Origin of the sequence: Luteibacter pinisoli (genome assembly GCF_006385595.1) — a bacterium.
GTDB classification, from domain to species: domain Bacteria; phylum Pseudomonadota; class Gammaproteobacteria; order Xanthomonadales; family Rhodanobacteraceae; genus Luteibacter; species Luteibacter pinisoli.
The window spans coordinates 1,292,230-1,314,829 of the sequence record NZ_CP041046.1 but is presented as its reverse complement, the minus strand read 5'-3'; the positions used below and the strand labels follow the sequence as shown (position 1 = coordinate 1,314,829).

Annotated in this window: 22 protein-coding genes and 1 pseudogene; 14 read left to right on the top strand and 9 right to left on the bottom strand. The window is 67.3% G+C overall.

Annotated features, from left to right (window positions below; all coding sequences use genetic code 11):
- Positions 1-10: 10 nt before the first annotated feature.
- Both FIV34_RS06005 and FIV34_RS06000 read right to left on the bottom strand, forming a co-directional pair.
- Positions 11-739 carry a class I SAM-dependent methyltransferase gene (locus tag FIV34_RS06005; RefSeq protein ID WP_139980640.1) on the bottom strand — a complete coding sequence of 243 codons (729 nt, stop codon included), beginning with the start codon at positions 737-739 and terminating at the stop codon, positions 11-13.
- A complete protein-coding gene (locus FIV34_RS06000) occupies positions 736-1,608 on the bottom strand; it encodes a glycosyltransferase family 2 protein (protein WP_139985734.1) in 873 nt (290 codons plus the stop codon). Before FIV34_RS06000 ends, FIV34_RS06005 begins: the two co-directional genes overlap by 4 nt.
- A 149-nt stretch (positions 1,609-1,757) precedes the next feature.
- Between FIV34_RS06000 and pilB the strand changes: the two genes are divergently transcribed.
- From pilB to coaE, 4 genes are all read left to right on the top strand, one after another.
- Positions 1,758-3,485: a type IV-A pilus assembly ATPase PilB gene (gene pilB / locus FIV34_RS05995; RefSeq protein ID WP_139980638.1), complete on the top strand. Its 1,728-nt coding sequence runs from the start codon at positions 1,758-1,760 to the stop codon at positions 3,483-3,485.
- A 141-nt stretch (positions 3,486-3,626) separates the two neighbouring features.
- Positions 3,627-4,892: a type II secretion system F family protein gene (locus tag FIV34_RS05990; protein ID WP_139980636.1), complete on the top strand. Its 1,266-nt coding sequence runs from the start codon at positions 3,627-3,629 to the stop codon at positions 4,890-4,892.
- Positions 4,893-4,974: 82 nt separating this feature from the next.
- On the top strand, positions 4,975-5,844 hold the full coding sequence (locus FIV34_RS05985) for a prepilin peptidase (RefSeq protein ID WP_139980634.1): 870 nt from the start codon (positions 4,975-4,977) through the stop codon (positions 5,842-5,844).
- On the top strand, positions 5,841-6,443 hold the full coding sequence (coaE, locus tag FIV34_RS05980; RefSeq protein ID WP_139980632.1) for a dephospho-CoA kinase: 603 nt from the start codon (positions 5,841-5,843) through the stop codon (positions 6,441-6,443). The genes FIV34_RS05985 and coaE overlap by 4 nt, the downstream gene beginning before the upstream one ends.
- Before the next feature lie 13 nt (positions 6,444-6,456).
- Here coaE and FIV34_RS05975 read toward each other — a convergent pair whose 3' ends face one another.
- Together FIV34_RS05975 and FIV34_RS05970 are read right to left on the bottom strand one after the other, a co-directional pair.
- Positions 6,457-7,710 carry a putative bifunctional diguanylate cyclase/phosphodiesterase gene (locus FIV34_RS05975; RefSeq protein ID WP_139980630.1) on the bottom strand — a complete coding sequence of 418 codons (1,254 nt, stop codon included), beginning with the start codon at positions 7,708-7,710 and terminating at the stop codon, positions 6,457-6,459.
- On the bottom strand, positions 7,707-8,954 hold the full coding sequence (locus FIV34_RS05970) for a cyclic di-GMP phosphodiesterase (RefSeq protein ID WP_139980628.1): 1,248 nt from the start codon (positions 8,952-8,954) through the stop codon (positions 7,707-7,709). The genes FIV34_RS05975 and FIV34_RS05970 overlap by 4 nt, the downstream gene beginning before the upstream one ends.
- A 138-nt stretch (positions 8,955-9,092) precedes the next feature.
- Between FIV34_RS05970 and msrA the strand changes: the two genes are divergently transcribed.
- A complete protein-coding gene (gene msrA / locus FIV34_RS05965; RefSeq protein WP_139980626.1) occupies positions 9,093-9,767 on the top strand; it encodes a peptide-methionine (S)-S-oxide reductase MsrA in 675 nt (224 codons plus the stop codon).
- 6 nt (positions 9,768-9,773) lie between these two features.
- On the opposite strand, the gene hutU is transcribed toward msrA, so the two are convergent.
- Both hutU and FIV34_RS05955 read right to left on the bottom strand, forming a co-directional pair.
- On the bottom strand, positions 9,774-11,447 hold the full coding sequence (gene hutU, locus FIV34_RS05960) for a urocanate hydratase (RefSeq protein WP_139980624.1): 1,674 nt from the start codon (positions 11,445-11,447) through the stop codon (positions 9,774-9,776).
- 96 nt (positions 11,448-11,543) lie between these two features.
- Entirely contained in the window at positions 11,544-11,936 is a 393-nt protein-coding gene (locus FIV34_RS05955) for a hypothetical protein (RefSeq protein WP_139980622.1), read from the bottom strand.
- A gap of 54 nt (positions 11,937-11,990) precedes the next feature.
- On the opposite strand from FIV34_RS05955, the pseudogene FIV34_RS05950 reads away from it, so the two are divergent.
- The 8 genes and pseudogenes from FIV34_RS05950 to FIV34_RS05915 all read left to right on the top strand — a co-directional run bounded on the left by FIV34_RS05950 (position 11,991) and on the right by FIV34_RS05915 (position 19,743).
- A pseudogene (locus tag FIV34_RS05950) lies at positions 11,991-13,243 on the top strand (alkaline phosphatase family protein).
- Between the two features lie 38 nt (positions 13,244-13,281).
- Positions 13,282-13,674, top strand: coding sequence for a hypothetical protein (locus FIV34_RS05945; protein ID WP_139980620.1), 393 nt, complete (start codon positions 13,282-13,284; stop codon positions 13,672-13,674).
- Positions 13,675-14,250, top strand: a complete 576-nt coding sequence (locus FIV34_RS05940) for a biliverdin-producing heme oxygenase (RefSeq protein WP_139980618.1) — start codon at positions 13,675-13,677, stop codon at positions 14,248-14,250. It abuts the gene before it with no gap.
- Positions 14,243-15,820, top strand: a complete 1,578-nt coding sequence (locus tag FIV34_RS05935; protein WP_139980616.1) for a GAF domain-containing protein — start codon at positions 14,243-14,245, stop codon at positions 15,818-15,820. Before FIV34_RS05940 ends, FIV34_RS05935 begins: the two co-directional genes overlap by 8 nt.
- A gap of 16 nt (positions 15,821-15,836) precedes the next feature.
- Positions 15,837-16,538: an arginyltransferase gene (locus FIV34_RS05930; protein WP_139980614.1), complete on the top strand. Its 702-nt coding sequence runs from the start codon at positions 15,837-15,839 to the stop codon at positions 16,536-16,538.
- A gap of 42 nt (positions 16,539-16,580) precedes the next feature.
- A complete protein-coding gene (locus tag FIV34_RS05925; RefSeq protein WP_139980612.1) occupies positions 16,581-17,375 on the top strand; it encodes an ABC transporter substrate-binding protein in 795 nt (264 codons plus the stop codon).
- 167 nt (positions 17,376-17,542) lie between these two features.
- Complete coding sequence (locus tag FIV34_RS05920) at positions 17,543-19,117, top strand: sensor histidine kinase (RefSeq protein WP_170207521.1); 1,575 nt, start codon at positions 17,543-17,545, stop codon at positions 19,115-19,117.
- Complete coding sequence (locus tag FIV34_RS05915; RefSeq protein ID WP_246058762.1) at positions 19,114-19,743, top strand: response regulator; 630 nt, start codon at positions 19,114-19,116, stop codon at positions 19,741-19,743. Before FIV34_RS05920 ends, FIV34_RS05915 begins: the two co-directional genes overlap by 4 nt.
- 166 nt (positions 19,744-19,909) lie before the next feature.
- On the opposite strand, the gene FIV34_RS05910 is transcribed toward FIV34_RS05915, so the two are convergent.
- Both FIV34_RS05910 and pdxH read right to left on the bottom strand, forming a co-directional pair.
- Complete coding sequence (locus tag FIV34_RS05910; protein ID WP_139980605.1) at positions 19,910-20,350, bottom strand: secondary thiamine-phosphate synthase enzyme YjbQ; 441 nt, start codon at positions 20,348-20,350, stop codon at positions 19,910-19,912.
- A gap of 7 nt (positions 20,351-20,357) precedes the next feature.
- On the bottom strand, positions 20,358-20,945 hold the full coding sequence (gene pdxH, locus FIV34_RS05905; RefSeq protein WP_139980603.1) for a pyridoxamine 5'-phosphate oxidase: 588 nt from the start codon (positions 20,943-20,945) through the stop codon (positions 20,358-20,360).
- 24 nt (positions 20,946-20,969) lie between these two features.
- Here pdxH and FIV34_RS05900 point away from each other — a divergent pair, with 24 nt between their 5' ends.
- Complete coding sequence (locus FIV34_RS05900; RefSeq protein WP_139980601.1) at positions 20,970-21,779, top strand: kinase; 810 nt, start codon at positions 20,970-20,972, stop codon at positions 21,777-21,779.
- On the opposite strand, the gene FIV34_RS05895 is transcribed toward FIV34_RS05900, so the two are convergent.
- A complete protein-coding gene (locus FIV34_RS05895) occupies positions 21,771-22,595 on the bottom strand; it encodes an NAD-dependent epimerase/dehydratase family protein (protein ID WP_139985732.1) in 825 nt (274 codons plus the stop codon). The two genes, FIV34_RS05900 and FIV34_RS05895, sit on opposite strands and share 9 nt — an antisense overlap.
- Positions 22,596-22,600: the final 5 nt, after the last annotated feature.

Below are 22,600 nucleotides of genomic sequence, written 5' to 3'. Positions count from 1 at the left end.
CTCGACGGCCTCAGTCGGCCTGGCGGCGGACATAGTGATAAACCTGATACTGCCACTGGAGCGGCCACACGGCCAGAAGGACAGCCTGTAGCGCACGGACAGGCCATGTGTACCAGCGATCATGCGTGATCCAACGAACGCTCAGAGGATGCAGGTCACGTCGGCGACGGATGACGGAGAGTCCCACTGATGTGAAGAGCTTCTCCCACGCTGCAAGCGAAAGGACATCTTCCTTCACCTTCACCTGATGCGTGCCGCCATAGGCGCCCAGCCGGCGAGTAAGGAATCCCGCGTTGGGCACCAACAGGAGAAACTCCGCTTCTGGACGGGCAACCCGCATCATCTCGCGTAAGGCGCCAGGCTTGTCGACAAAGTGTTCAAGCGACCCCATGCATGTCACCACGTCAAAGCTGCCACTTTCATATGGCAAGACTTCGGCAGCACCGACGCGAAAGTCGCCGCCCGGATAAACGCGCCGAGCCGCATCGATAGCCTTCGCGGACAGGTCGATACCGCTGATACCTCGTGCGCCCATCCGACGAAAATGCCCCAACCACGCTCCGGTCCCACACGCGACATCCAGCACGTCGCCCCCGTTTACCCGAGACAGGGCAGCTGCGGCCAAGCGGCAATGCCACGGCAGGCGAGCACTACTCGTGTCGGTTCCGTAGTATTCCTGGTCATAGAAGGACCGGATGACTTCCAGATCCCGCTCCTCTTCCGGTGTGAAGTTGGTCATTTCCGCATTTCGCTCGATTCGACCGGCCGGTACGTCAGCGCCGTGATCTGCTCGGAGACGAGGCCGATAAGGAAAATGATCACGGCGGCGCTCCACATCAGGGCGCTACCATTGGTAAGGCGTCCCTCGATAAGGAAGGTGCGCGCATAGTTCACGCACCCCAGTGCGAAAAACAGCGCACTTGCCGGAAAAAACAACTTCAATGGCGAATACAGCGTCGCGATCTTGAAAATGATCAGCAGGAAGCGCACGCCATCCTTCAGGGGCTTGATGTGGCTTTTACCTACCCGTTGCCCCGCCTTGATCGGCTCATAGGCCACGCCATAGGCACTGCGGAAAAACGCCATCGTGCTGGTCGTCGGGTACGAGAAACCGTTCGGCAGCAGGTGCAGGAACTCGCGAAAGCGGGCGGCACGGGTCACCCGGAATCCCGAGGTGAGGTCCGCCACCACCTGCCCCGTCATCCGGCTGGCCAGCCAGTTGTAGACGGTATTGGCGACGCCACGCCCGACGCCGGCCTGGCTTTCCCAGTCGCGCGCGCCCACGACCATGTCGTAGCCCTGGTCCAGCCGGGCCAGCAGCCGGGCGACATCCGCCGGGTCGTGCTGACCGTCTCCGTCCATGAACACCAGAATCTCACCGCTGGCCGCACGGGCGCCACGCTTGATAGCCGCTCCGTTGCCCATGGAATACGGCGACGACAGGCACTGGACCCCCGCCGCCAGGCAAACGGCCCGGGTGTCGTCGGTGGACCCATCGTCGACCACGATGATCTCGGCACCCGGCTGGGCGGCGGTCAGGCGTGGCAGGAGGTCTTTAAGGGCGGCCGCCTCGTTCTTGGCGGGCAGGATAATGCTGATACGACTCAAGGTATGTCCCCGTTGGCCGACGCATAATAAGACATCGTTCACGCGTCGTGGACGGGCCAGTGCCCGAATCCGCAGATTTCACGAATTCGACGTGACCAAGACCACATTCTAGAGTAGATTCAGGGCCATACTCGGGGATCGGACTGACCATGGCGACACAGATGCACCAGCCCACGCTCGCGGGCCTGACCGGCATGGCCAGGCGTCTTGTGACCGAAGGCGTCCTTGGCGAGGCGGAAGTCCGCAAGGCCGTGCAGGATTCCGCCGAGAAGCGCGTGTCGCTGTCGGCATGGCTGGTGGACCACCATCTGGTTGATAGCCCCCGCCTCTCCCAGGTGGCGTCGGCCGAGTTCGGCATGCCCCTGATGGACATCGGCAACATGTTGCCCGCCAACATGCCGCTGGACCTGGTCACCGAAGCCCTCATCACCAAGCATCAGGCGCTGCCCCTGTTCAAGCGTGGCAAGCGCCTGTTCGTCGGCATCGCCGACCCGATGCAGTCGCACGCCCTGGACGAGATCAAGTTCCACTCCAACCACATGGTGGAGCCGGTGCTGGTCGAGCGCGGGCAGCTTCGTCGCATCATTGATTCGGCGCTCGCCGCCGCCAACAACAACGTGCCCGCGTTCGACGGTGGAGGCCTCGACGACCTTGTCCTCGATGCGGGCCCCGACGAGGGCGACGGCACCACCGGCATCGACGCGAACGCCAACGACGACGCGCCTATCGTCAAGTTCGTCAACAAGATCCTGGTCGACGCGATCAAGCGCGGCGCCTCGGATATCCATTTCGAGCCCTTTGAAACCGTCTACCGCGTCCGCCTGCGCATGGACGGCATCCTGCGCATCGTCGCCTCGGCACCGATCAAGCTGGGCACCCGCATCGCCTCGCGCCTGAAGGTGATGAGCGGCCTGGATATCGCCGAGCGCCGCGTGCCGCAGGATGGCCGCATCAAGCTCAACCTGACCAAGACCCGCGCCATCGACTTCCGCGTCAGCACCCTGCCCACCCTTTTCGGTGAAAAGATCGTGCTGCGCGTGCTGGATGGCTCCTCGGCCAAGCTGGGCATCGACAAGCTCGGCTACGAAGAGATCCAGAAGCAGCTCTACCTCGACGCCATCGAGAAGCCCTATGGCATGGTGCTGGTCACCGGCCCCACCGGCTCGGGTAAGACGGTGTCGCTGTATACGGCCCTGAACATCCTGAATACCGAGGGGCGCAACATCTCCACGGTGGAAGACCCGGTCGAAATCCGCGTCGAGGGCATCAACCAGGTCCAGCAGAACGTCAAGCGCGGCATGACCTTCGCCGCCGCCCTGCGCTCCTTCCTGCGCCAGGATCCGGACGTGATCATGGTCGGCGAAATCCGCGACCTGGAAACGGCCGAAATCGCGGTCAAGGCGGCGCAGACGGGCCATATGGTCCTGTCCACCCTGCATACCAACGACGCCCCGCAGACCATCGCCCGACTGATGAACATGGGCATCGCGCCCTACAACATCATTTCCTCGGTCACCCTGATCATCGCCCAGCGCCTGGCCCGCCGCCTGCACGACTGCAAGCGCGAGATCAGCCTGCCGCCGGCCGCCCTGCTCGCCGAGGGCTTCACCCAGGAAGAGGTGGATGCCGGCATCACGGTCTATGAGGCCGTCGGCTGCGACAGCTGCAACGAGGGCTACAAGGGGCGCCTAGGTATCTACCAGGTCATGCCTATGCTCGAAGACATCCAGAAGATCGTCCTGGAGGGGGGCAACGCCATGCAGATCGCGGAAGTGGCGAAGAAGGCGGGGGTCAACGACCTTCGCGCGTCGGCCCTGCTCAAGGTCAGGAACGGGGTCACCAGCCTCGCCGAAATCAACCGAGTCACCAAGGACTGACGCCGCCTGGCGGCCTTCGGCGCACGAATCCTGTGCGCCATCCGGCAGAAAGGCGCTCACCGAAGCTTCACACTAGAATAAGAGACAGGGGGCCCGCGGGGCGGGGCTCCTCAGCAATTTACCCGGGGGGAACACCGCGTCATGGCTACCGCCACCGCTACGAAGAACGCGCGCGCCGTCGGCGCCGCTCGTGCTGCCGTCAACCAGTTGACGATGTACGACTGGACCGCGCTGGACAAGCGCGGCAAGCGCATGAAGGGCGAGATGCAGGCAAAGAATGCCTCGCTCGTCAAGGCCGAACTGCGCCGCCAGGGGATGAACCCGCAGCAGGTGCGTGAACGCGCGAAGCCGCTTTTCGGCGCGGCGGGCAGCACGGTCAAACCGCGTGACGTCGCCATCTTCAGCCGCCAGATCGCCACCATGATGGCCTCGGGTGTGCCCATGGTGCAGGCGTTTGACATCATCGCCCAGGGCCAGAAGAACGTCCGGTTCAAGAACATCCTCGTCGATGTGAGAACCAGCATCGAGGGTGGCGCCGCACTCCACGAGGCGCTGGCCCAGTATCCGGTCCAGTTCGACGAGCTCTACCGTAACCTCGTCCATGCGGGCGAGTCCGCCGGTGTGCTCGATACGGTGCTCGATACTGTCGCGACCTATAAAGAGCGCATGGAGAGCATCAAGTCCAAGATCAAGAAGGCCTTGTTCTACCCAATCATGGTGCTCGTCGTTGCCCTGCTCGTCTCGATGATCCTGCTGCTGTTCGTGGTCCCGGTGTTCCAGCAGACCTTCGCCGAAGCCAAGGCCGAGCTGCCGGCGCCCACCCAGGTTGTCGTGGCCGCGTCGCAGTTCATGCAGTCGTACTGGTGGCTGGTCATTGGCATTATTGTCGGCTCGGTATTCGCCCTGATCTTCTTCAAGAAACGCTCGCAGAAGTTCGCCCACTTCCTCGATCGTTTCTCGCTGAAAATCCCGGTGATCGGTGACCTCCTGCACAAGTCGGCCATCGCCCGCTTCGCCCGTACCCTCGGTGTCACCTTCCACGCGGGCGTGCCCCTCGTCGAAGCGCTGGATGCGGTCGCGGGCGCCACCGGCAGCATCGTCTACGGCGAAGCCGTGAAGCAGATGCGCGACGATATCTCCGTCGGCCACCAGCTCCAGCTCTCCATGCGCCAGGTGAACCTGTTCCCCAACATGGTGGTGCAGATGACCGCCATCGGCGAGGAATCCGGCTCGCTCGACCACATGCTGTTCAAGGTGGCCGAGTTCTACGAGGAAGAGGTCAACACCGCGGTGGACACGCTGAGCAGCCTGCTCGAGCCGTTCATCATGGTAATCCTCGGCGTCCTCGTCGGCGGCATGGTGATCTCGCTGTACCTGCCGATCTTCAAGCTGGCCGGCACGGTCTGACCGTACCGCCCTGCCCCAAGGCACAATAGGAACCCTTCGCCTTCGCAGGCGAAGGGTTTTTTCTTGGAATCACGGATTTTCCATGTCTGATTTGCCCCTCGCCCTCTGGGTGGCCGTCGCCGGCGTCCTCGGCCTCCTCGTCGGCAGCTTCCTCAACGTGGTGATCCTGCGCGTGCCCGCACGCATGCAGGCCGACTGGCGCCGCCAGGCGCGCGAGGTGCTGGACCTGCCGGAGGTCGACGAAGTCCGGCCGCCGGGCGTGGTGGTCGAAGGCTCGCATTGCCCGAAGTGCAAGCATCCGCTGGCGGCGCACGACAACATCCCGGTGCTGGGCTGGCTGCTGCTGCGCGGCCGCTGCCGCTATTGTCGCGAACCCATTTCGAAGCAGTATCCGCTGGTGGAACTGCTCTCGGGGTTGGCCAGCGCGGCGGTGGTGTGGCGCTTCGGCCCCACCGCGGGCGCCCTCGCGGCGCTGGTGTTCACCTGGTTCCTTATCGCCCTCTCCGGTATCGATGCACGCACGCAGCTGCTCCCGGATGAACTGAACTACCCGCTGCTGTGGATCGGCCTCGGCCTGACCCTGATCCCGGGCTGGCAGCCGCTCCCCGTGTCGCCACCGGCCGCCATCCTCGCCGCACTCATCGGCTACCTCAGCCTCTGGTCGGTGTACCAGGCCTTCCGCCTGCTCACGGGCAAGGAGGGCATGGGCTTTGGCGACTTCAAGCTGCTGGCGGCCCTCGGCGCGTGGATGGGCCCAGTCGCCCTGCTGCCGATCATCATGCTGTCGTCGTTTATCGGCGCCATCGTGGGCGGCTCGATGATGCTGTTCTTCAAGCACCAGCGTGATGTCCCCATCCCGTTCGGCCCGTATATCGCGGCGGCAGGCTGGGTCTGGCTGATGGCGGGTGACCGGATCCTCGGGGCTTACCTGCAGATGACGGGCCTGCGATGAGCCGCTTCGTCGTCGCGCTCACCGGTGGCGTCGCCGCGGGCAAGAGCGCGGTGGAGCGGCAGTTCGAGGGGCTGGGCGTGCGGGCTTACGACGCCGACGTCGCGGCCCGCGCGGTGGTTGAGCCGGGTTCCGATGCGCTGACGGAAGTGGCGCGCGCGTTTGGTGCGGACGCGCTGGATGCCAAGGGCCGCCTGGATCGCGCCGCCATGCGCCAGCGGGTGTTCGCCGACCCGGGGGCACGCACGCGCCTGGAAGGCATCCTCCACCCGCGCATCCGCGCCTGGCTGCGCGATGCCGCGGCGGCCGACACCGGGCCGTATTGCATCCTGTCGATCCCGCTGCTGGTGGAAAACCACGCGCATTACCGCTGGGTGGATCGCGTGCTGGTGGTGGATGCGCCGGAAGAGCTACGTATCGCGCGACTGACGCAGCGTGATGGTATCGACGAGGCGCTGGCGCGAACGATGATCGCGGCGCAGGCCTCGCGCGAGGCGCGCCTGGCGATCGCGGATGACGTGATCGAGAACGCGGGGGATGAGGCGGCGCTGGCGGTGCAGGTGCAACGCATGCACCACCGTTACCTGGCACTCAGCCGCTAACGGCGAGCGAGCGTCAGACCATCGAGGCGGCGGCGAGGCGCTCGGCGACGAATGCTTCGGCCGGCATCGGATGGCCGATGTGGTAGCCCTGGACGATATCGCAGTCCATCTCCACCAGCCGGCGCAGGGTCTCTTCGTTCTCCACGCCTTCGGCCACGGCTTCCAGACCCAGCCGGTGGGCCACTTCCACCATGGCGCGCACCACCTGCTCGGTGCGACGGTCACTGACGATGGCGTCGACGAAGCTGCGGTCGATCTTCAGCTCGGTGGCCGGGAAATGCCGCAGGTACGCGAACGAAGCGTAGCCGGTGCCGAAATCGTCGATGGCCACGCGCACGCCGCAATCACGCAGGCGGCGAAGCACGCGCACGCTCATGTCCATGTCGGTGAGCAGCGCGGTCTCGGTGATCTCGACGATGGTGGCTTCCGGCGGCACGCCCCAGATTTCCAGCGCGCCGAGCAGCTGCTCGGCAAAGCCCTGCTCCGCGAACACGCGCGGTGAAAGGTTGATCGCGACATCGAGGGGGCAGCCGCCGCGATGCAACGCCGCGGCGTGCCGCAGCGAGGCGTTGAGGCTCCAGCGGGTCAGCGGGACGATGAGGTCACTGCGTTCGGCGAAGGGCACGAAATCGGACGGCGGCACCACGCCAAACGCGCTGGTCGTCCAGCGCGCCAGCGATTCCACGCTGACGATCTCGCCGCGGCGGAGGTCGTACAGGGGCTGGAACACCACGTCGAGCTTGTTGGCGGCGATATCGTCGCGCAGCTCGCCGTAGAGGATTTCCACCGGGGTCACTTCCGGCTGGTAGATGGCGAACGGTTCGCCGACGCGCAGGGCCTCATCGTGGGCCAGTTCCGCCCGGCGAAACAGCAGCTCGGCGGCGGTGCCGTGGTCGGGGCACAGGGCGACGCCGACGATGGCGCGGCCGTGCCAGTTACGGTCACCGTGGATCAGTGGCGTGTCGTCGAACGAGCCGACGATGCGGGTGGCGGCCAGCAGTGCGTGCGTGCGGTTACGGATGCTCGGAAGCACCACCACGAAGCTGTCGTCGCCCGCCAGATAGACGGTATCGAAATGGCGCAGCACCGAGGCGATGCGTTCGCGCGCCGCCAGCATGATGTCGTCACCGAAGGCGTAGCCGTAGCGCAGCTGCGCCTCGCGCATCCCGCGCAGGCGCACCACCAACAACGCGCACAGGCCGGATTCGTTCCGGGCGCGGTCGAGGCTGCCCTGCAACGCAGGCAGGATGTGGGCGCGCTCACTCATGCCAGGAAGTACTCGGAAGGGTCGATGTCGTAGCTGCCCGCGGGGAGCGTGCGCTGGATCTCGCGATGCACGCCCTCGGCCTGGCGCATCAGGTCGATGATGCGGAAGTCGTCGAGATGGCTCTTCTCGGCGTTGGTCATGATCGCCACGCGCGGCTGCAGGCGCCGCGACTGGTTCTGCACCATGACCACGGCCACCTCGCCGGTGTTCAGCTCCACCAGGGTACCGGTGGGGTAAACGCCGAGGCAGGCCTGGAACTGTTCAACCAGCTCGCCCTGGAACTCACGGTCGCGGCCCTGGTACAGCTGGCGCAGGGCGAGGTGTTGGGAGACCGCCGGCCGGTACGGGCGCGGCGTGCACATCGCGTGGTAGGTGTCGATGATGGCGGCCATGCGTCCCGCCAGCGGAATGGCGGTGCCGGCCAGCCCGGAGGGGTAGCCCGTGCCGTCGTAGCGCTCGTGATGGGTGAGCACCATGTCGCGCACTTCCTGGTCCGTCACCCCGGCGGTATCGAGGATGGCGCCGCCCTCCTCCACATGGTGCCGGGCGAGATCCCATTCGGCGTCATTCAATGGGCCCTGGCGCTCAAGCATCTCCTTGGGCAGCTGGGCCTTGCCCACGTCCATCAGCAGGCCGCCGGCCGCCAGGCTGACGATGGCCTCACCGTTGAAGCCCATGTGCCGGCCGAACGAGGCCGCCAGGGTGCTGCAGCCAACGGCATGCCGGAAGCTGTAACTGTCGTGGCGGCGCAGGCTTTCAATCCAGAAAAACGCATCGCCGCTGCGCAGGACGCTGGCGACCATCGGCCGCACGGCCGCTTCGAGCGCCTGCGGATCAATCGTCTTGCCCGCTTCGATGTCGGCCACCATCTGCTCGGCGAAGTGCGACACGGTGTCGAAGGCTTCGCGCGCACGGGGCATTTCGTCGTCGAACGAGGCGGTATCGGTGTAGGCGTGCTGGGTGACCAGGCGGGTGTTCACGGCGGGACGCGCGGGTGCCGGGCGCGCGCTGCCGCCCGTGACCACGGACGCCGGCGCCAGCCGCGACGCCGCCACCTGGCGCTGCGTGTCCACGAACACGTGCTTGCAGAATTTGGCGAGGTTGTCGATGTCCTCGCGCGACGTGACCGGCACTCCCTGCAACGGGAACGGCGTATCGGACCACTCGCAATCCAGGCGACTGACGAACATGCCGATCTGCAGATCGATCACGGCCACACGTCGCTCTACCAGGTCGTACGCCACCTTCCCGTGCCTCCTCTCGCTGGGAACCCCACCGTCGTTCGGAATGTATCGGCCGCGGGGCGGCGTACTGTAGGGCGGGCGCTGTAATAAAACCATGCCGCCCCCGGTCTACTGGCACGTACCCTTCGGAGAACCGCCATGCGCCGCCCGATCCTGTTCCCGCTTGTGTTCACCGCCCTTGCCGCCTGCTCGTCCGCCTCCGCCCGCGACGAAGGCCTGAAGCTGCCAGCCCCCGCCGTGGACGCCACCCGGGCGCCCGGCGAAGCCACCGCCGTGTTCGCGGGCGGATGCTTCTGGGGCGTGGAGGGTGTCTTCCAGCATGTGAAGGGCGTGAAAAGCGTGCGCGCCGGCTATACCGGCGGCGACGCGGCCCATGCCAACTACGATGACGTCAGCGATGGCGACACCGGCCACGCCGAGTCCGTGCGGGTCACGTACGACCCAGGCCAGGTGAGCTACGGCCAGCTGCTGCAGGTGTTCTTCTCGGTGGCCATGGACCCGACGACCCTGAACCGCCAGGGCCCGGACATGGGCACCCAGTACCGCTCGGCGGTGTTCTACGCCACGCCGGAGCAGGAGAAGGTCGCGAAGGCCTACGTGGCCCAGCTGAGCGCGGCCCACGCCTTCAGCAGCCCGATCGTGACCCAGGTGGTGCCGCTGAAGGGCTTCTGGCAGGCCGAGGGCGAGCACCAGGACTACATGCACCTGAACCCGGACGCCATGTACATCGTCTTCAACGACCGCCCGAAGGTGCTGGCCCTCGAGCGGATCTATCCCGACATGTACACGGCGACCTGGGCCAACGGCCGCTAAGGCCGCTTAGCGGAGCATGGGCAGGTCAAGGCCCTGCTCCTTCGCGCAGGCAATGGCGTCGTCGTAGCCGGCGTCGGCATGGCGCATGACGCCGGTGCCCGGGTCGTTCCACAGCACGCGGCCCAGGCGCTTGTCGGCTTCATCGGTGCCGTCGGCCACGATCACCACGCCGCTGTGCTGGCTGTAACCCATGCCGACGCCACCGCCGTGGTGCAGGCTGACCCACGTGGCGCCACCGGCCACGTTGAGCATGGCGTTGAGCAGCGGCCAGTCGCTGACGGCGTCGCTACCGTCGCGCATGGCTTCGGTTTCGCGATTGGGGCTAGCCACGGAGCCGGAGTCCAGGTGGTCGCGGCCGATGACGATGGGCGCCTTCAGCTCCCCGTTGCGGACCATCTCGTTGAACGCCAGCGCCAGGCGATGGCGCTGGCCGAGGCCCACCCAGCAGATGCGCGCCGGCAGGCCCTGGAAGCTGATCCGCTCGCGGGCCATGTCCAGCCAGCGGTGCAGGTGCGGGTCGTCGGGGATCAGCTCCTTCACCTTGGCGTCCGTCTTGTAGATGTCTTCGGGGTCGCCGGAGAGCGCCACCCAACGGAACGGGCCCACGCCACGGCAGAACAGCGGGCGGACGAAGGCGGGTACGAATCCGGGGAAGGCAAATGCCTCGGCCAGGCCTTCGTCCTTGGCCATCTGGCGGATGTTGTTGCCATAGTCGAAGGTCGGCACGCCCTGGGCGTGGAAGGCCAGCATGGCCTCCACGTGGCGGCGCATGGAGGCCTTGGCCGCCTTCGAGGTACCGGCCGGATCGCTCTTGCGACGCTCGAACCACTCGTCCACCGTCCAGCCGGACGGCAGGTAGCCGTTCACCGGGTCGTGGGCGCTGGTCTGGTCGGTCACCGCATCCGGGCGAACGCCGCGGCGGACCAGCTCGGGCAGGACATCGGCCGCGTTGCCGAGCAGGGCCACGGAGACGGCACGACCTTCCTTGCCGTAGCGCTCCAGGCGGGCCAGCGCGTCGTCCAGGTCAGTCGCCTGTTCGTCGACGTAGCGGGTTTTCAGGCGGAAATCGATGCGGCTCTGCTGGCACTCGATGGTCAGCGAGCTGGCCCCGGCGAGGCTGGCGGCCAGCGGCTGGGCGCCGCCCATGCCACCCAGGCCCGCGGTGAGAATCCAGCGGCCGGCCAGGCTGCCGCCGTAATGCTGACGGCCCATTTCCACGAAGGTTTCGTACGTACCCTGCACGATGCCCTGCGAGCCGATGTAAATCCACGAGCCGGCCGTCATCTGGCCGTACATCATCAGGCCCTTGCGATCGAGCTCGTTGAAGTGCTCCCAGTTGGCCCAAGCCGGGACCAGGTTGGAGTTGGCCAGCAGCACGCGCGGCGCGTCCGGGTGCGAGGGGAACACGCCCACGGGCTTGCCGGACTGGATGAGCAGGGTCTGGTCGTCGCGCAACTCGCGCAGGCTGCGCAGGATGGCGTCGAAGCACTCCCAGTTACGCGCGGCGCGGCCGATGCCGCCATAGACCACGAGCTCGGCCGGGTTTTCAGCCACTTCCGGGTCGAGGTTGTTCTGCAGCATGCGGAAGGGGGCTTCCGTCAGCCAGCTCTTGCAGGTGAGTTCGGCACCGCGCGGGGCGCGAACAAGGCGAGTGGTGTCGATGCGCGTGGCGGCCGTCATCGGAAGCTCCGTAGGGGTGTGGAAGCGAATCCCCGATTATGAGCCGCCCGGCCCTTGCGGGCCATGTGCGTCGCAACACGTTGGTACACCTTGCCCTTATCGGGTGGTGGCCGGCGCCGGCTGGACCGTCTGCTTGTCCTGGTACTGCCGGGCGGCGGCGTCCTGGCGCGCGCGGTACTGCTGTTGCTGCGACTGGTTGGCGTTATTCAGCTGTGTGCGCATGGCCGGGTCCGTCGCACTGTTCGCCTGGTTATTCAGGTTGTTCTGGCGCAGCTGCTCCTGCACCGCGTTCTGGTTCTGCCGATTGATCAGCTGCTGCTGGCTGGACTGCTGCTGCCAGCGCTGGCTGGGGCTCTGCACCGGCGTGTACACCTTGGGGCGCGGCGCGGGCTTCGGCGCGGCGGCCGGCTGCGGCGCGGCCTGCGCGAACGCAAGGACGGGTACGACGGCAAGAAGGGAGAGCATGAACTTGCGTGATGCGTTGGTCATGTGACTCGTCCATCATGGGCGGATTGCTTAGTACCAGAGCCTACGCGTCCGCCCATGAATGCCACGTTTCCCCGCCTGCCACGCCTTTTCACGGCGTTTTTCCTCCTCGTCCTTGCCGGGTGTGCCACCCACCCCGCACAGACCACCACCAAAGCGCCCGACCCGGTACTGCTGGTGTCGATTGACGCGTTCCGCGCCGACTACGTCGAGCGCCACCTGACCCCGACCCTGCAGGCGATGTCGGATGAGGGCGCGCATGCGCCGTACATGTGGCCGTCGTTCCCCTCGCTCACCTTCCCCAACCACTACACGCTGGTGACCGGCCGCGTGCCGGACCGCAACGGCATCGTGAACAACACGATGCGCGACCCGGCACTGGGCCGCTTCAGCCTGGCAACCACGCGGCGACCAGCGATGGCCGCTGGTGGGCCGAGGCCGAACCGATCTGGGTGACGGCGCAGAAGCATGGCCTGCATACGGCCACGATGTTCTGGCCGGGTACCGAGGCCGAGATCCACGGCGTGCGCCCGGATCGCTGGATCCCGTTCGACGATTCGCTGAGCTCGAAGGCACGCGTGGACAAGCTGCTGTCGTGGATCGACGAGCCGGGCCTGAAGCCGTCGTTCGAAACGCTGTACTTCGACGCGGTGGACCACGCCGGCCACGAATTCGGGCCGGATTCCCCGGAAGTGGACGCCGCCCTGCGTGAAGTGGACGACGCCCTGGCCTACCTGGTGGCACAGCTGCGCCAGCGCGGCCTGTACGAGCACATGAACATCGTGGTGGTGTCCGACCACGGCATGGCCGACGTGCCAAAGGGCAACATCGTGTTCTCCGACGAGGCCACCGACCTGGACGCCCTGGATACCGTCTCGTACGGCGTGATGGCCTCGTTCGCGCCGCGCGAGGGCCACGACGCGACCCAGGCCATCGCCCGCCTGCTCGCGCCCCACGAGCACATGCACTGCTACCGCAAGGAGCAGCTCCCGGCCCGCCTGGATTACGGCAGGAACGCGCGCGTGCCGCCTTACCTGTGCATGGCCGACGTGGGCTGGTCGATCATCAGCCACGCCGACCTGGCCAGGCGCAAGGACCCGATGTCGCGCGGCGAGCACGGCTACGACAACCAGGACCCGACCATGCGTGCCCTGTTCGTAGCCCACGGCCCGGCCTTCGCCCGCGGCGCGACGGTAGCGCCTTTCCAGAACGTGGACATCTACCCGCTGCTGGCCCACCTGCTGGGCCTGGCGCCGCTGCCCAACGACGGGCACCTGGATGATGTGAAGGCGGCGCTGATCTCGCCCTGAGCGTCACCGGCAAGGGGGGATTGACGTAGAATCGGGCCATGCGCCAGATCTATACATCCCCCCGCCAGGACAACATCGACCGGGTCGTCGCGATGCTCGCCGAGCACGCGATCGAAACGACGGTGACCAACCGGTCGACGTTCAACCGCCCGACCTACCAGCGTTTCAGCTACTCGGAGCGCAACAGCGACCGCAGTGCGTGGCCGCAGGTGTGGGTGAAGCACGCGGACGATTTCACCAAGGCCCGCACGCTGCTGAAGGACATCGGCGTCGAGCCGGTGGTGCGCTTTCAGGAAGAATTGCGCATCCACCGCACGCCAGACCGCCGCCCGCCCGCCCAGCGAACCGCCGCGCGTTACCGGCTGATGATCCTGGCGATCGTCGCCGGGGTGATGCTGATGGTGGTGCTGAAGGCCACCCAGGTGCTCTGAATGGATGGCGACGCCGCGATCGCACCGGCCCACCGCCTCCTTCGCGAACACACCCGCGACGCCCACGATGCGGCCGAAGCCACGGCCGGCATGCGTGCGCTGCTGTCAGGGGCGATGAACGAGGCGGGCTACCACGGCTTGCTGGCGGCGCAGCTGCGGCTGTTCGTTGCATGGGAACATGAGCGCGCAGGCGAGATCACCGCCGCCGCGGATGCCTGGGCGTACCAGTCGCGCATCCCCCTGCTCGAAACCGACCTGTCGCTCCACGGGAACCTCCCGGCGCGCGTTATTTCCCATGTCGACGTACCTCCCGAATTCTGGGGAGAGCTCTACGTCATCGAAGGCTCGACCCTCGGCGGGCAGGTGATCGTGCGCCAGCTGCGCACTCAATTCCCTGCCCTGCCCCACGCCTATTACGCCATGGGCGAAAGCGCCCCGGGCCAGTGGCGGCGTTTCCAGCAGGTGCTGGACCGCATGCTTCCCGATCGCACCGCGCAATCCCTTGCCATCGTCGGCGCGCAACGCATGTTCGCGCGCTTCCAACGCACGCTCCAGGATCCCGGCCACCATGTCTGACCTGCCCGACCTTACTGCCTGCGACCGCGAACCCATCCATATCCCCGGCTCCGTGCAGCCGCACGGGGTGTTGATCGTTGCCGACGCGGCGACGAAGACCATCCTGCAGGTCAGCGAGAACGCGGTGGACCTGCTCGGCGTCGACACCGACGCGCTGCTTGGCACATCGCTGCATGATGTGGTGACGCTACCGGCCAACCTGTTCACCGACGACGAACGTCCGGCGCATAGCGCCTGGGCGGCGGTTTCGCTGCCGCAGGGTCACAAGGCCGGCGAGTGGCACGCCTCCGTGCATGCCTACGACACCCGCTGGATGGTGGAGATTGAGCCGCGCGAAGCGTATTTCGAAGACGACCCCATCCGCGTCGCCTACGACCTCTCGCACAAGCTCGACCTCGACCCCAGCGTGGAGCGCGCCTCGCAGCGGCTCGCGCGCACGGTGCGCAACCTGCTCGGCTACGACCGTGTCATGGTGTATCGCTTCGACCACGACTGGCATGGCGAAGTGGTGGGCGAGGCGCGCGCCGACGAGCTCGAGGCTTACCTCGGCCTGCACTACCCCGCGACGGATATCCCGGTGCAGGCGCGTGCGCTGTACCTGCGCAACCGCGTGCGCCAGATCAGCGACTGCAAATATGTACCGGCACGCATCGTGCCCGCGATGGATCCGCTCACCGGCGACGCGACGGACCTCTCCGACGTCTCGCTGCGCAGCGTATCGCCGGTGCATCTGGAGTACCTGGGTTACATGGGCGTCACCGGCACCCTGGTCGTCTCCATCATCACCAACGGACGCCTGTGGGGCCTGATCTCCTGCCACCATTACAGCCCGTTCTTCGCCGACAACCAGATGCGCCAGGTGGCCGATGCGATGGCGCGCAGTTTCGCTTCGCGCGTGTCGGCGATCGAGGAACTGGCCAAGATCGAGGTGGAGTCCACGCTGCTCACGGTGCGCGAGAAGCTGATCACCGCCTTTAACGAAAGCGAACGCATCGACGCGGACCTGCTCGCCTCGCTGGCGCCCGAATTGCTCGAAGTCGTCGATGCCGACGGCGTCGCCGTGTTCGCGGGCGATCGCGTGATGCGCCACGGCAACCTGCCGGATGCGGAACAGTTGCTGCGCATCCGCGACGTGGTCGCCGCGCATGAAGCCATCCCGTCCGCCGAGGGCATCGCGGGCGTCGTGCAGACGGACCAGATCAGCGAGGACTTCCCGGATCTCGCCGACCCGGCGTACAGCACCCTGGCGGCGGGCGTGATCTTCATGCCGCTGCAGGCCGGGGCGCATAACGCGGTGATCTGGACGCGTGCCGAGCAGGTGCGCCACGTGCGCTGGGCGGGCAACCCGGCGCTGGCCAAGCTGGAGAACATTCCCGGCGCGCGCCTTTCGCCGCGGCAGAGCTTTGCCTCGTGGCAGGAAACCGTGCGTGGCCGCTCACGGCCGTGGTCGCGCCAGCACCTGGAATCCGCCCGCGGGCTTCGCGTGCTGATCGAAATGATGGAGCGCAAGCACTACCAGCAGGAACTGGAAAACCTGCGGGGTGCCGGGGAGCAGTCGTCGCGTCCGTGAGCTATAACATGGTTCCATGACCGACCGCGTCCGCCTGTTCCAGACCCTGCCGCATGCCTGCGGCTATTTCGCCGAGCGGACGGCGCAAAACCTCGTGGTCGATCCGGGCGCGCCCAACCTCGACAAGCTCTATGGGCCCGCGCTGGCGAAGGGCTTCCGCCGCGCCGGCGGCCACCTGTACCTGCCGCAGTGCGCGGCGTGCCAGGCCTGCGTGCCCTGCCGCATCGTCGCGGACCGCTTCGCGCCGGACCGGACGCAGCGCCGCTGCCTGGCCCGCAACGCGGACCTCACCGTCAGCGAAGCCATGCCGGGCTTCACCCATGAGCGGCACGCGCTGTACAAGCGCTACCTGCACGCCCGGCACAGCGGCGGCGGCATGGACGCCGCGGACGCCGACGACTTCCAGCGCTTCCTCGCGGCGCCCTGGAGCCCCACCCTGTTCCTGGAATTCCGCAAGGACGACCGGCTGCTCGGCGTCGCGGTCACCGATGTGGCGCTGGCCGGCGTCTCGGCCGTCTATACGTTTTACGACCCGGACGAAAAGGCACGCAGCCTGGGCACCTGGGCGATCATGCAGCAGGTGGAGCTGGCCCGTCGCCGGGGCATTCCGTACGTGTACCTGGGCTTCTGGATCGCCGGCCACGCGAAGATGGACTACAAGCGACGCTTCCACCCGCTGGAAGTGCGCCGGCACGGCCGTTGGATCGAAATGCCCTGAGCGGCGACAATCGACGGCTTCCCCGCCCTCGCTGGAAAACCCATGGGTCCGCGCCGCATCGTCTGCCTCACTGAAGAGCCCACGGAAACCCTGTACCTGCTCGGCGAAGAGGCGCGCATCGTCGGCATCAGCGGGTTCACCGTGCGCCCGCCTGCCGCGCGCCGGGACAAGCCCAAGGTCAGCGCCTTCACCAGCGCCAAGGTGGATCGCATCCTGGCGCTGGAGCCCGACATCGCCATCGGCTTCTCCGATATCCAGGCCGACATCGCCCAGGCGCTGATCAAGGCCGGCGTGGAGGTGTGGATCTCCAATCACCGCAGCGTGGAAGGCATCCTCGACTACATCCGCCGGCTCGGCGCACTGGTAGGCGTGGCCGCCAAAGCCGATGCCCTGGCCGACAGCCTCGCCCGCGGGCTGGACGAGGTACGCGACGCCTCGTCACGGCTTTCGCGCCGGCCCACGGTGTATTTCGAGGAATGGGACGAGCCGCTGATCTCGGGCATCCGCTGGGTTTCCGAGCTGATCGGCATCGCCGGCGGCAACGAGGCGCTGCCCCATCGGGCGACTCAGTCGCTGGCGAAGCACCGGATCATCGCCGACCCGGCCGAGGTGATCGCCACGGCGCCGGACATCATCATCGGTTCGTGGTGCGGCAAGCGGTTCCGCCCCGAGCACGTAGCGGCGCGCACCGGCTGGGAGGCCGTGCCGGCCATTCGCGACGGTGAACTGCACGAGGTGAAATCGCCCCTGATCCTCCAGCCTGGCCCGGCTGCGCTGACCGATGGCGTAAGCGAACTGCGCAGAATCATTCACGGATGGGCTTCCCGCCACGCGTAATCGGCAACTTGCGCGTTCACTTTTGTGAAAGTGTGATAGGAATCACACTTGTCGGCCGTGGCGAGCAGGCAGCGCACCGTATAGTCATCGCGGGATGCCGAGGGGGCAGTCCCCGGCGCGATGACAGGCCGTCGTGGCATGCGCGCTTCGGCGTCGCGGGAGGAGCGGTGGCGGACATTCCGGCGGTCTCGACACGGAGCCTCACCGTGTGGTGCGGCGGCGTGTTCGCGGGCGTCTCCCTGGCCCAGGTGCTCTCCGCGGCCTTGTGGAACCATCAGAACGGCACGCACATCGTGTGGTTTCCCGGCGCCGTGCTGCTGGGTGCCATGGTCGCCAATGCCTGGCAACGCTGGGCCGCCCTGTTCTTCAGTGCCTTCGTGGGCCTGGTCGCGACCGGCGTCGCCTTCGGGCTGCCCCTGGTCGATACCGCCCTGGTGATCATCGCGGCCCTGCTGCTCGTTCCCGTCGCGGCCGCCCTGTTGCGGCAGATGCCCGACGCCCTGACCCGCCTGGACGACTTCACCCGGCTGGGCGGACTGGTCCTGGTGGCCGTCGTCATCCTGCCTGCGGTCAGCGCCATGCTGGTCGAGCACGCCAGCCTCTACACCGCGTTCCGCGGGACGGTACTCAGCGACTGGGCGAACATCGCCATGGCCCATTCCCTGGGCTATGTGCTCTACCTGCCGGTGTGGCTCAGCCTGCGCAACCCGGAAGCCGCCGTGCGCCATGCGGGCCCGCTTTCGCCGCTGTACGTCGGCTTCATGGGAACCTGCCTCATCGTGCTGGGCCTGGTCTGGTATGCGCTGGGCGGCCGCCCTGCCCTGATGCCGGTGATGTGCCTCGCACCCGCACCCGTCGTGATCTTCGCCATCGTGCGCGCGCAGATGACCGGCAGCTCGATCACCATCTTCATCATCGCCCTGATGGCGGCCCACCTGAGCGTGCATGGGTATGGCCCGTTCCTCGCCGACACCCCGCCGAACAGCACGCTGGCGGTGCAGTTGTGGAGCCTGCTGGCGGCACTGTGCGCGATGATCCTTTCCGTGGTCGTGGAGCAGCGCTATTCGAGCCGCCGTGCCCTGGGTCGCGCGCACGAAGACCTGCGCGAACTGGCCGGGCGGCTCATCGCCACCCAGGAACAGGAACGCGCCCGCCTGGCGCGCGACCTGCACGACGATATCAACCAGCGCCTCGCGGCGTCGTCGATCGGTCTTTCCGCCTTGCGCCGGCGGGTGGATCCCACCCTGCATGCTGACGTGAACCACCTGCGTGAACTGCTCGTGTCGATCTCCGAGGACGTCCGCCAGCTATCCCGCCAGTTGCACCCGAGCGTGCTGGAGCATGCCGGCCTGCGCGATGCGCTCGAGGCCCTGTGCCACGCACCGCGGCGTGCCTGCGCGCTGGAAATCGTGCTCATCGCCGACCGCGGCGTGGATCGCCTGGCCAACGACATCGCCCTGTGTTTTTACCGCGTGACGCAGGAGGCCATCGCCAACGCGCTGCGCCACGCGGCGGCCACGCGACTTACCGTCAAGGCCTCGGTCGATGCCGACGGCGCCTCGCTGTGGATCTTCGACAACGGCCGTGGATTCGATCCGGTCGAGGGCGCACACGCGCGCCCCGGGCTGGGCTTGATCAGCATGAACGAACGCGCCAAGCTCCTCGGCGGCCGGTTCGAGCTTCGCAGCGCACCCGGCAAGGGCGTGGACTTATGGATGCATATACCGCTGGAGCCGTCGTGACGACCTCCGAAACCCTTCCCCGCGTCGTCTACGCCGACGACCACCGCATGGTGGCCGAGGGCATTGAACGCCTGCTCGACGGCATCTGCGAACTGGTCGCCATTACCCAGGACGGACCGGGCCTGCTCGATTCGATTCGCGAAAAGCGCCCCGACCTGATTCTCTCCGACGTGAACATGCCCGGCGGCAGCGGGCTGGATGTGCTGAAGACCCTGCGTGCCGAAGGCGACCGCACGCCGTTCGTTTTCCTGACCATGCACGCGGAGCCGGCACTGGCCGCCACGGCGATGCGCGCCGGGGCGAATGGCTATGTGCTGAAGGTGTCGGCGGGCGAAGAACTGCTCACGGCACTGCGCCACGTCTTTGCCGGATCCACGTATGTCACGCCGTCACTCGGCACGCATTACCTGCATGCGGATACGCTGGGCATGCAGGAGCTGACGCCCAAGCAACTGGAAGTGCTGCGCCTCGTGGGCGCCGGCATGCGCTCACGGCACATCGCGGACCGGCTCGGCCTGTCGGTGCGCACGGTGGAGGCGCACAAGTACACGATCATGCAGATTCTTGACGTGCACACCACGCTGGAACTGGTCCGCCGCGCGGAAGACCTCGGCCTGCTCTTCTAGGCGGATTAACGGCCTTGCCATCCCGTAGATGTACTGATGCGCGGCGTGCGCCATGGCGCGAGCATGGTGGCGAGCGTTTAACCCCGCCCGCCGCGCTATGGATGACCCTGGCCCACCACCACCCCCGGTGGCCACCACGGCGGGCGGGCTTCTTTTTTGACTGCGCTCAGTGACCGGTCACGGTCACGGTGATCTTCCGCTGGTGCGCTTCGTGGCGGTGTTCGTAGAGGAACACCCCTTGCCACGTGCCGAGCAACGGCCGGCCGTTATGCACGGGCACCGACAGCGACACGCCGGTGAGTACCGAGCGCACGTGCGCCGGCATGTCGTCCGGGCCTTCGTCCTGGTGCCGGAACAGCGGATCGCCGTCGGGCACGAGGCGGGCGAAGAATCGTTCGAGATCGGCCACCACGGTGGGATCGGCGTTCTCGCCAATCAGCAGCGACGCACTGGTGTGCTGCACGAACACGTTGGCCAGCCCGGTACCCACGCCGCTGGCCGTGATGGCCTCGGCGATGCGCTGGGTCACCTCGCTGAGCGAACGACCGCGCGTGTGCACGGTGAAGGTCGTCTGGGCAATGTGCTGCACAGGCTGGGCACGGCTCATGGCAACCTCACGGATAGAGCAGGCGGGTGCTCCAGCTTGTACCGTGGCCGGTGTGCACGATGCGTTCGTGCAGGCGGAAGGTGGCGCCGTACCAGAACTCGATGCGGTCCGGCGACACCAGGTAGCCGCCCCAGTGGGCCGGGCGCGGCACGTCGCGGCCCTCGAACTCCTTCTCGAAATGGGCCACGCGGTCTTCAAAGGTCTGCCGGTCCGGCAGTTCCTGGCTCTGCTTCGAGGCCCACGCGCCGATCTGGCTGCCGCGCGGGCGCGTGGCGAAGTACGCGTCCGACACTTCGGACGAGGTCTTCCGCGCACGGCCTTCGAAGCGCACCTGGATGCCTTCGCGCAGGGTCTTCCAGTGGAAGCACAGGGCAACCTGGTCATGCCCGGCGATCTGCGCGGCCTTGTCGCTTTCGTAGTTGGTGAAGAACTGCAGGCCGTGTTCGTCGACGGCCTTGAGCAGAACGATGCGCGAGTGCACGCGGCCGTTACCGTCCACCGTGGCAAGATTCATCGCCGTCGGTTCGAGTTCGCCGCCGGTCTTTGCTTCGTCGAGCAAGCCGCGGAAGGTCTGGAGGATGTCTTGGCTCAGCATGATGATGGGGTAGGCTCGTGCACCATGGAATCGACGGATGCTAGCACGCTGGCCGAGGGGGTCCTTGGACGTTTCGCCGCAGCCATCGCGCAGGCGGGGCGGCCGTTTATCCTCGGCATCTCCGGGCTCCAGGGCAGCGGCAAGAGCACGCTGGGCGCCGGGCTGATCCAGGCCGCCGCCGCGCGTGGCCTCGGTGCGGTCACCCTCTCGCTGGATGACGCCTACCTCACCCACGCCGAGCGCCAGGCCCTCGGCCGCCAGGTGCACCCGTTGCTGCGCACGCGCGGGGTCCCGGGCACCCACGATCTCGCCTTGCTCGCCTCGACACTCAGCGCGCTGGAAAAGGCCTCGCCCGAGCGCCCGGTACCGATCCCGCGCTTCGACAAGGGCGCGGACGATCGCTACGACACCCGCCTCTGGCCGGCCGAGCCCGAGGTTCCTGCGCTGGTGGTGCTGGAAGGCTGGTGCCTGGGCGTCGGTCCGCAGGACGAGGCGGCGCTGGCGGCGCCGGTGAACGCGCTGGAGCGCGACGAGGATCCCGACGGCACGTGGCGCCGGTGGGTGAATGCGCAGCTGCCGGCGTACCAGCCGTTATGGAGCGCGATCGACGCCCTGGTGCTGCTGGAAGCGCCCTCGTGGGACGTGGTGGCGCGCTGGCGGGATGAGGCGGAGCAGCCCCTGCGCGATCGCGGCGAACCCCGGGCCATGGACGCCTCGGCGCTAGCCCGCTTCCTCCAGCACTACGAGCGGCTCAGCCGCCACGCGCTCGCTACGCTGCCGGCCAAAGCCGACCTGCTCATCCGCCTCGATGCGCAGCGCGGCACCTCACGGTAAGAGGGCGGCGTAACCCTCGCGGGCATCGGGCCAGGTGCAGCGAAACCCACTCGCGCGCAGCAGCGCGTTGCTCAGTCGCTTGCTGCCTACCCCGGCGGGCGGGGGGCCGTCCGGCGGCGTCGGTGCGCCGACCAGCGAGGCCAGGTGGTCGTACAGCACATCGATCGGCAGGGGCGTGTCGTCCACGCCGAGGTAAACCGGTGCCGGCGCATCCAGCCATGCCACGTGGACCAGCGCGGCCGCCGCATCGTCGACATGGATGCGGTTGGCATACACGCCCTGCCCGCGTGGCACGGCGGCCTTGCCCTCGCGCAGGCGATCCAGCAGCTGGGTGCGGCCCGGGCCGTAGAGGCCCGCCAGGCGCACCGAGACGCCGCCCACGCCGGCGTGGGCCAGCCAGTCCTCGGCCTCGAGCAACACCCGCCCATTGAAGCCTGGCGGGGCCGGTGGCGTGGCCTCGTCCACCCAGGCGCCGCCGTGCTCGCCGTGCACGGCGCTGGACGACACGAACACGGTGCGTGCCGGCGCCACCGGCAAGGCGGCGATCAGGTGGCGCAGGCCGTCCACGAAGACCGCGCGATAGGCCGCCTCCTCCCGCGCGTCGGGCGTGGCCGCGAACACGACGATGCCCACGGTTGGCAAGGCGGCCAGCGACGACGGATCGGTGAGGTCACCGCGCACCCAGGTGACGCCCGGCGGCGCCTCCGCGGGCGGGTGCCGGCGCAGGGCGAACACGGCGTGGCCGCGCGCCGCGAACAGGCGCGCGGCGCGCATGCCGACGTCGCCGGCGCCGGCAATGAGCACGCCGGCATGCATGGGTG

Excerpts from the sequence above, each read along its gene's own strand:
- hutU (WP_139980624.1), bottom strand. The coding sequence starts at position 11,447 with ATGACGGCCGCCACGCGCATCGACACCACTCGCCTTGTTCGCGCCCCG.
- FIV34_RS05910 (WP_139980605.1), bottom strand. The coding sequence starts at position 20,350 with ATGAGCCGTGCCCAGCCTGTGCAGCACATTGCCCAGACGACCTTCACC.
- FIV34_RS05955 (WP_139980622.1), bottom strand. The coding sequence starts at position 11,936 with ATGACCAACGCATCACGCAAGTTCATGCTCTCCCTTCTTGCCGTCGTA.
- coaE (WP_139980632.1), top strand. The coding sequence starts at position 5,841 with ATGAGCCGCTTCGTCGTCGCGCTCACCGGTGGCGTCGCCGCGGGCAAG.
- FIV34_RS05990 (WP_139980636.1), top strand. The coding sequence starts at position 3,627 with ATGGCTACCGCCACCGCTACGAAGAACGCGCGCGCCGTCGGCGCCGCT.
- FIV34_RS05985 (WP_139980634.1), top strand. The coding sequence starts at position 4,975 with ATGTCTGATTTGCCCCTCGCCCTCTGGGTGGCCGTCGCCGGCGTCCTC.
- FIV34_RS05945 (WP_139980620.1), top strand. The coding sequence starts at position 13,282 with ATGCGCCAGATCTATACATCCCCCCGCCAGGACAACATCGACCGGGTC.
- FIV34_RS05975 (WP_139980630.1), bottom strand. The coding sequence starts at position 7,710 with ATGAGTGAGCGCGCCCACATCCTGCCTGCGTTGCAGGGCAGCCTCGAC.
- FIV34_RS05895 (WP_139985732.1), bottom strand. The coding sequence starts at position 22,595 with ATGCATGCCGGCGTGCTCATTGCCGGCGCCGGCGACGTCGGCATGCGC.
- pdxH (WP_139980603.1), bottom strand. The coding sequence starts at position 20,945 with ATGCTGAGCCAAGACATCCTCCAGACCTTCCGCGGCTTGCTCGACGAA.
- FIV34_RS05925 (WP_139980612.1), top strand. The coding sequence starts at position 16,581 with ATGGGTCCGCGCCGCATCGTCTGCCTCACTGAAGAGCCCACGGAAACC.
- FIV34_RS05930 (WP_139980614.1), top strand. The coding sequence starts at position 15,837 with ATGACCGACCGCGTCCGCCTGTTCCAGACCCTGCCGCATGCCTGCGGC.
- FIV34_RS06005 (WP_139980640.1), bottom strand. The coding sequence starts at position 739 with ATGACCAACTTCACACCGGAAGAGGAGCGGGATCTGGAAGTCATCCGG.
- pilB (WP_139980638.1), top strand. The coding sequence starts at position 1,758 with ATGGCGACACAGATGCACCAGCCCACGCTCGCGGGCCTGACCGGCATG.
- FIV34_RS05900 (WP_139980601.1), top strand. The coding sequence starts at position 20,970 with ATGGAATCGACGGATGCTAGCACGCTGGCCGAGGGGGTCCTTGGACGT.
- msrA (WP_139980626.1), top strand. The coding sequence starts at position 9,093 with ATGCGCCGCCCGATCCTGTTCCCGCTTGTGTTCACCGCCCTTGCCGCC.
- FIV34_RS05935 (WP_139980616.1), top strand. The coding sequence starts at position 14,243 with ATGTCTGACCTGCCCGACCTTACTGCCTGCGACCGCGAACCCATCCAT.
- FIV34_RS05940 (WP_139980618.1), top strand. The coding sequence starts at position 13,675 with ATGGATGGCGACGCCGCGATCGCACCGGCCCACCGCCTCCTTCGCGAA.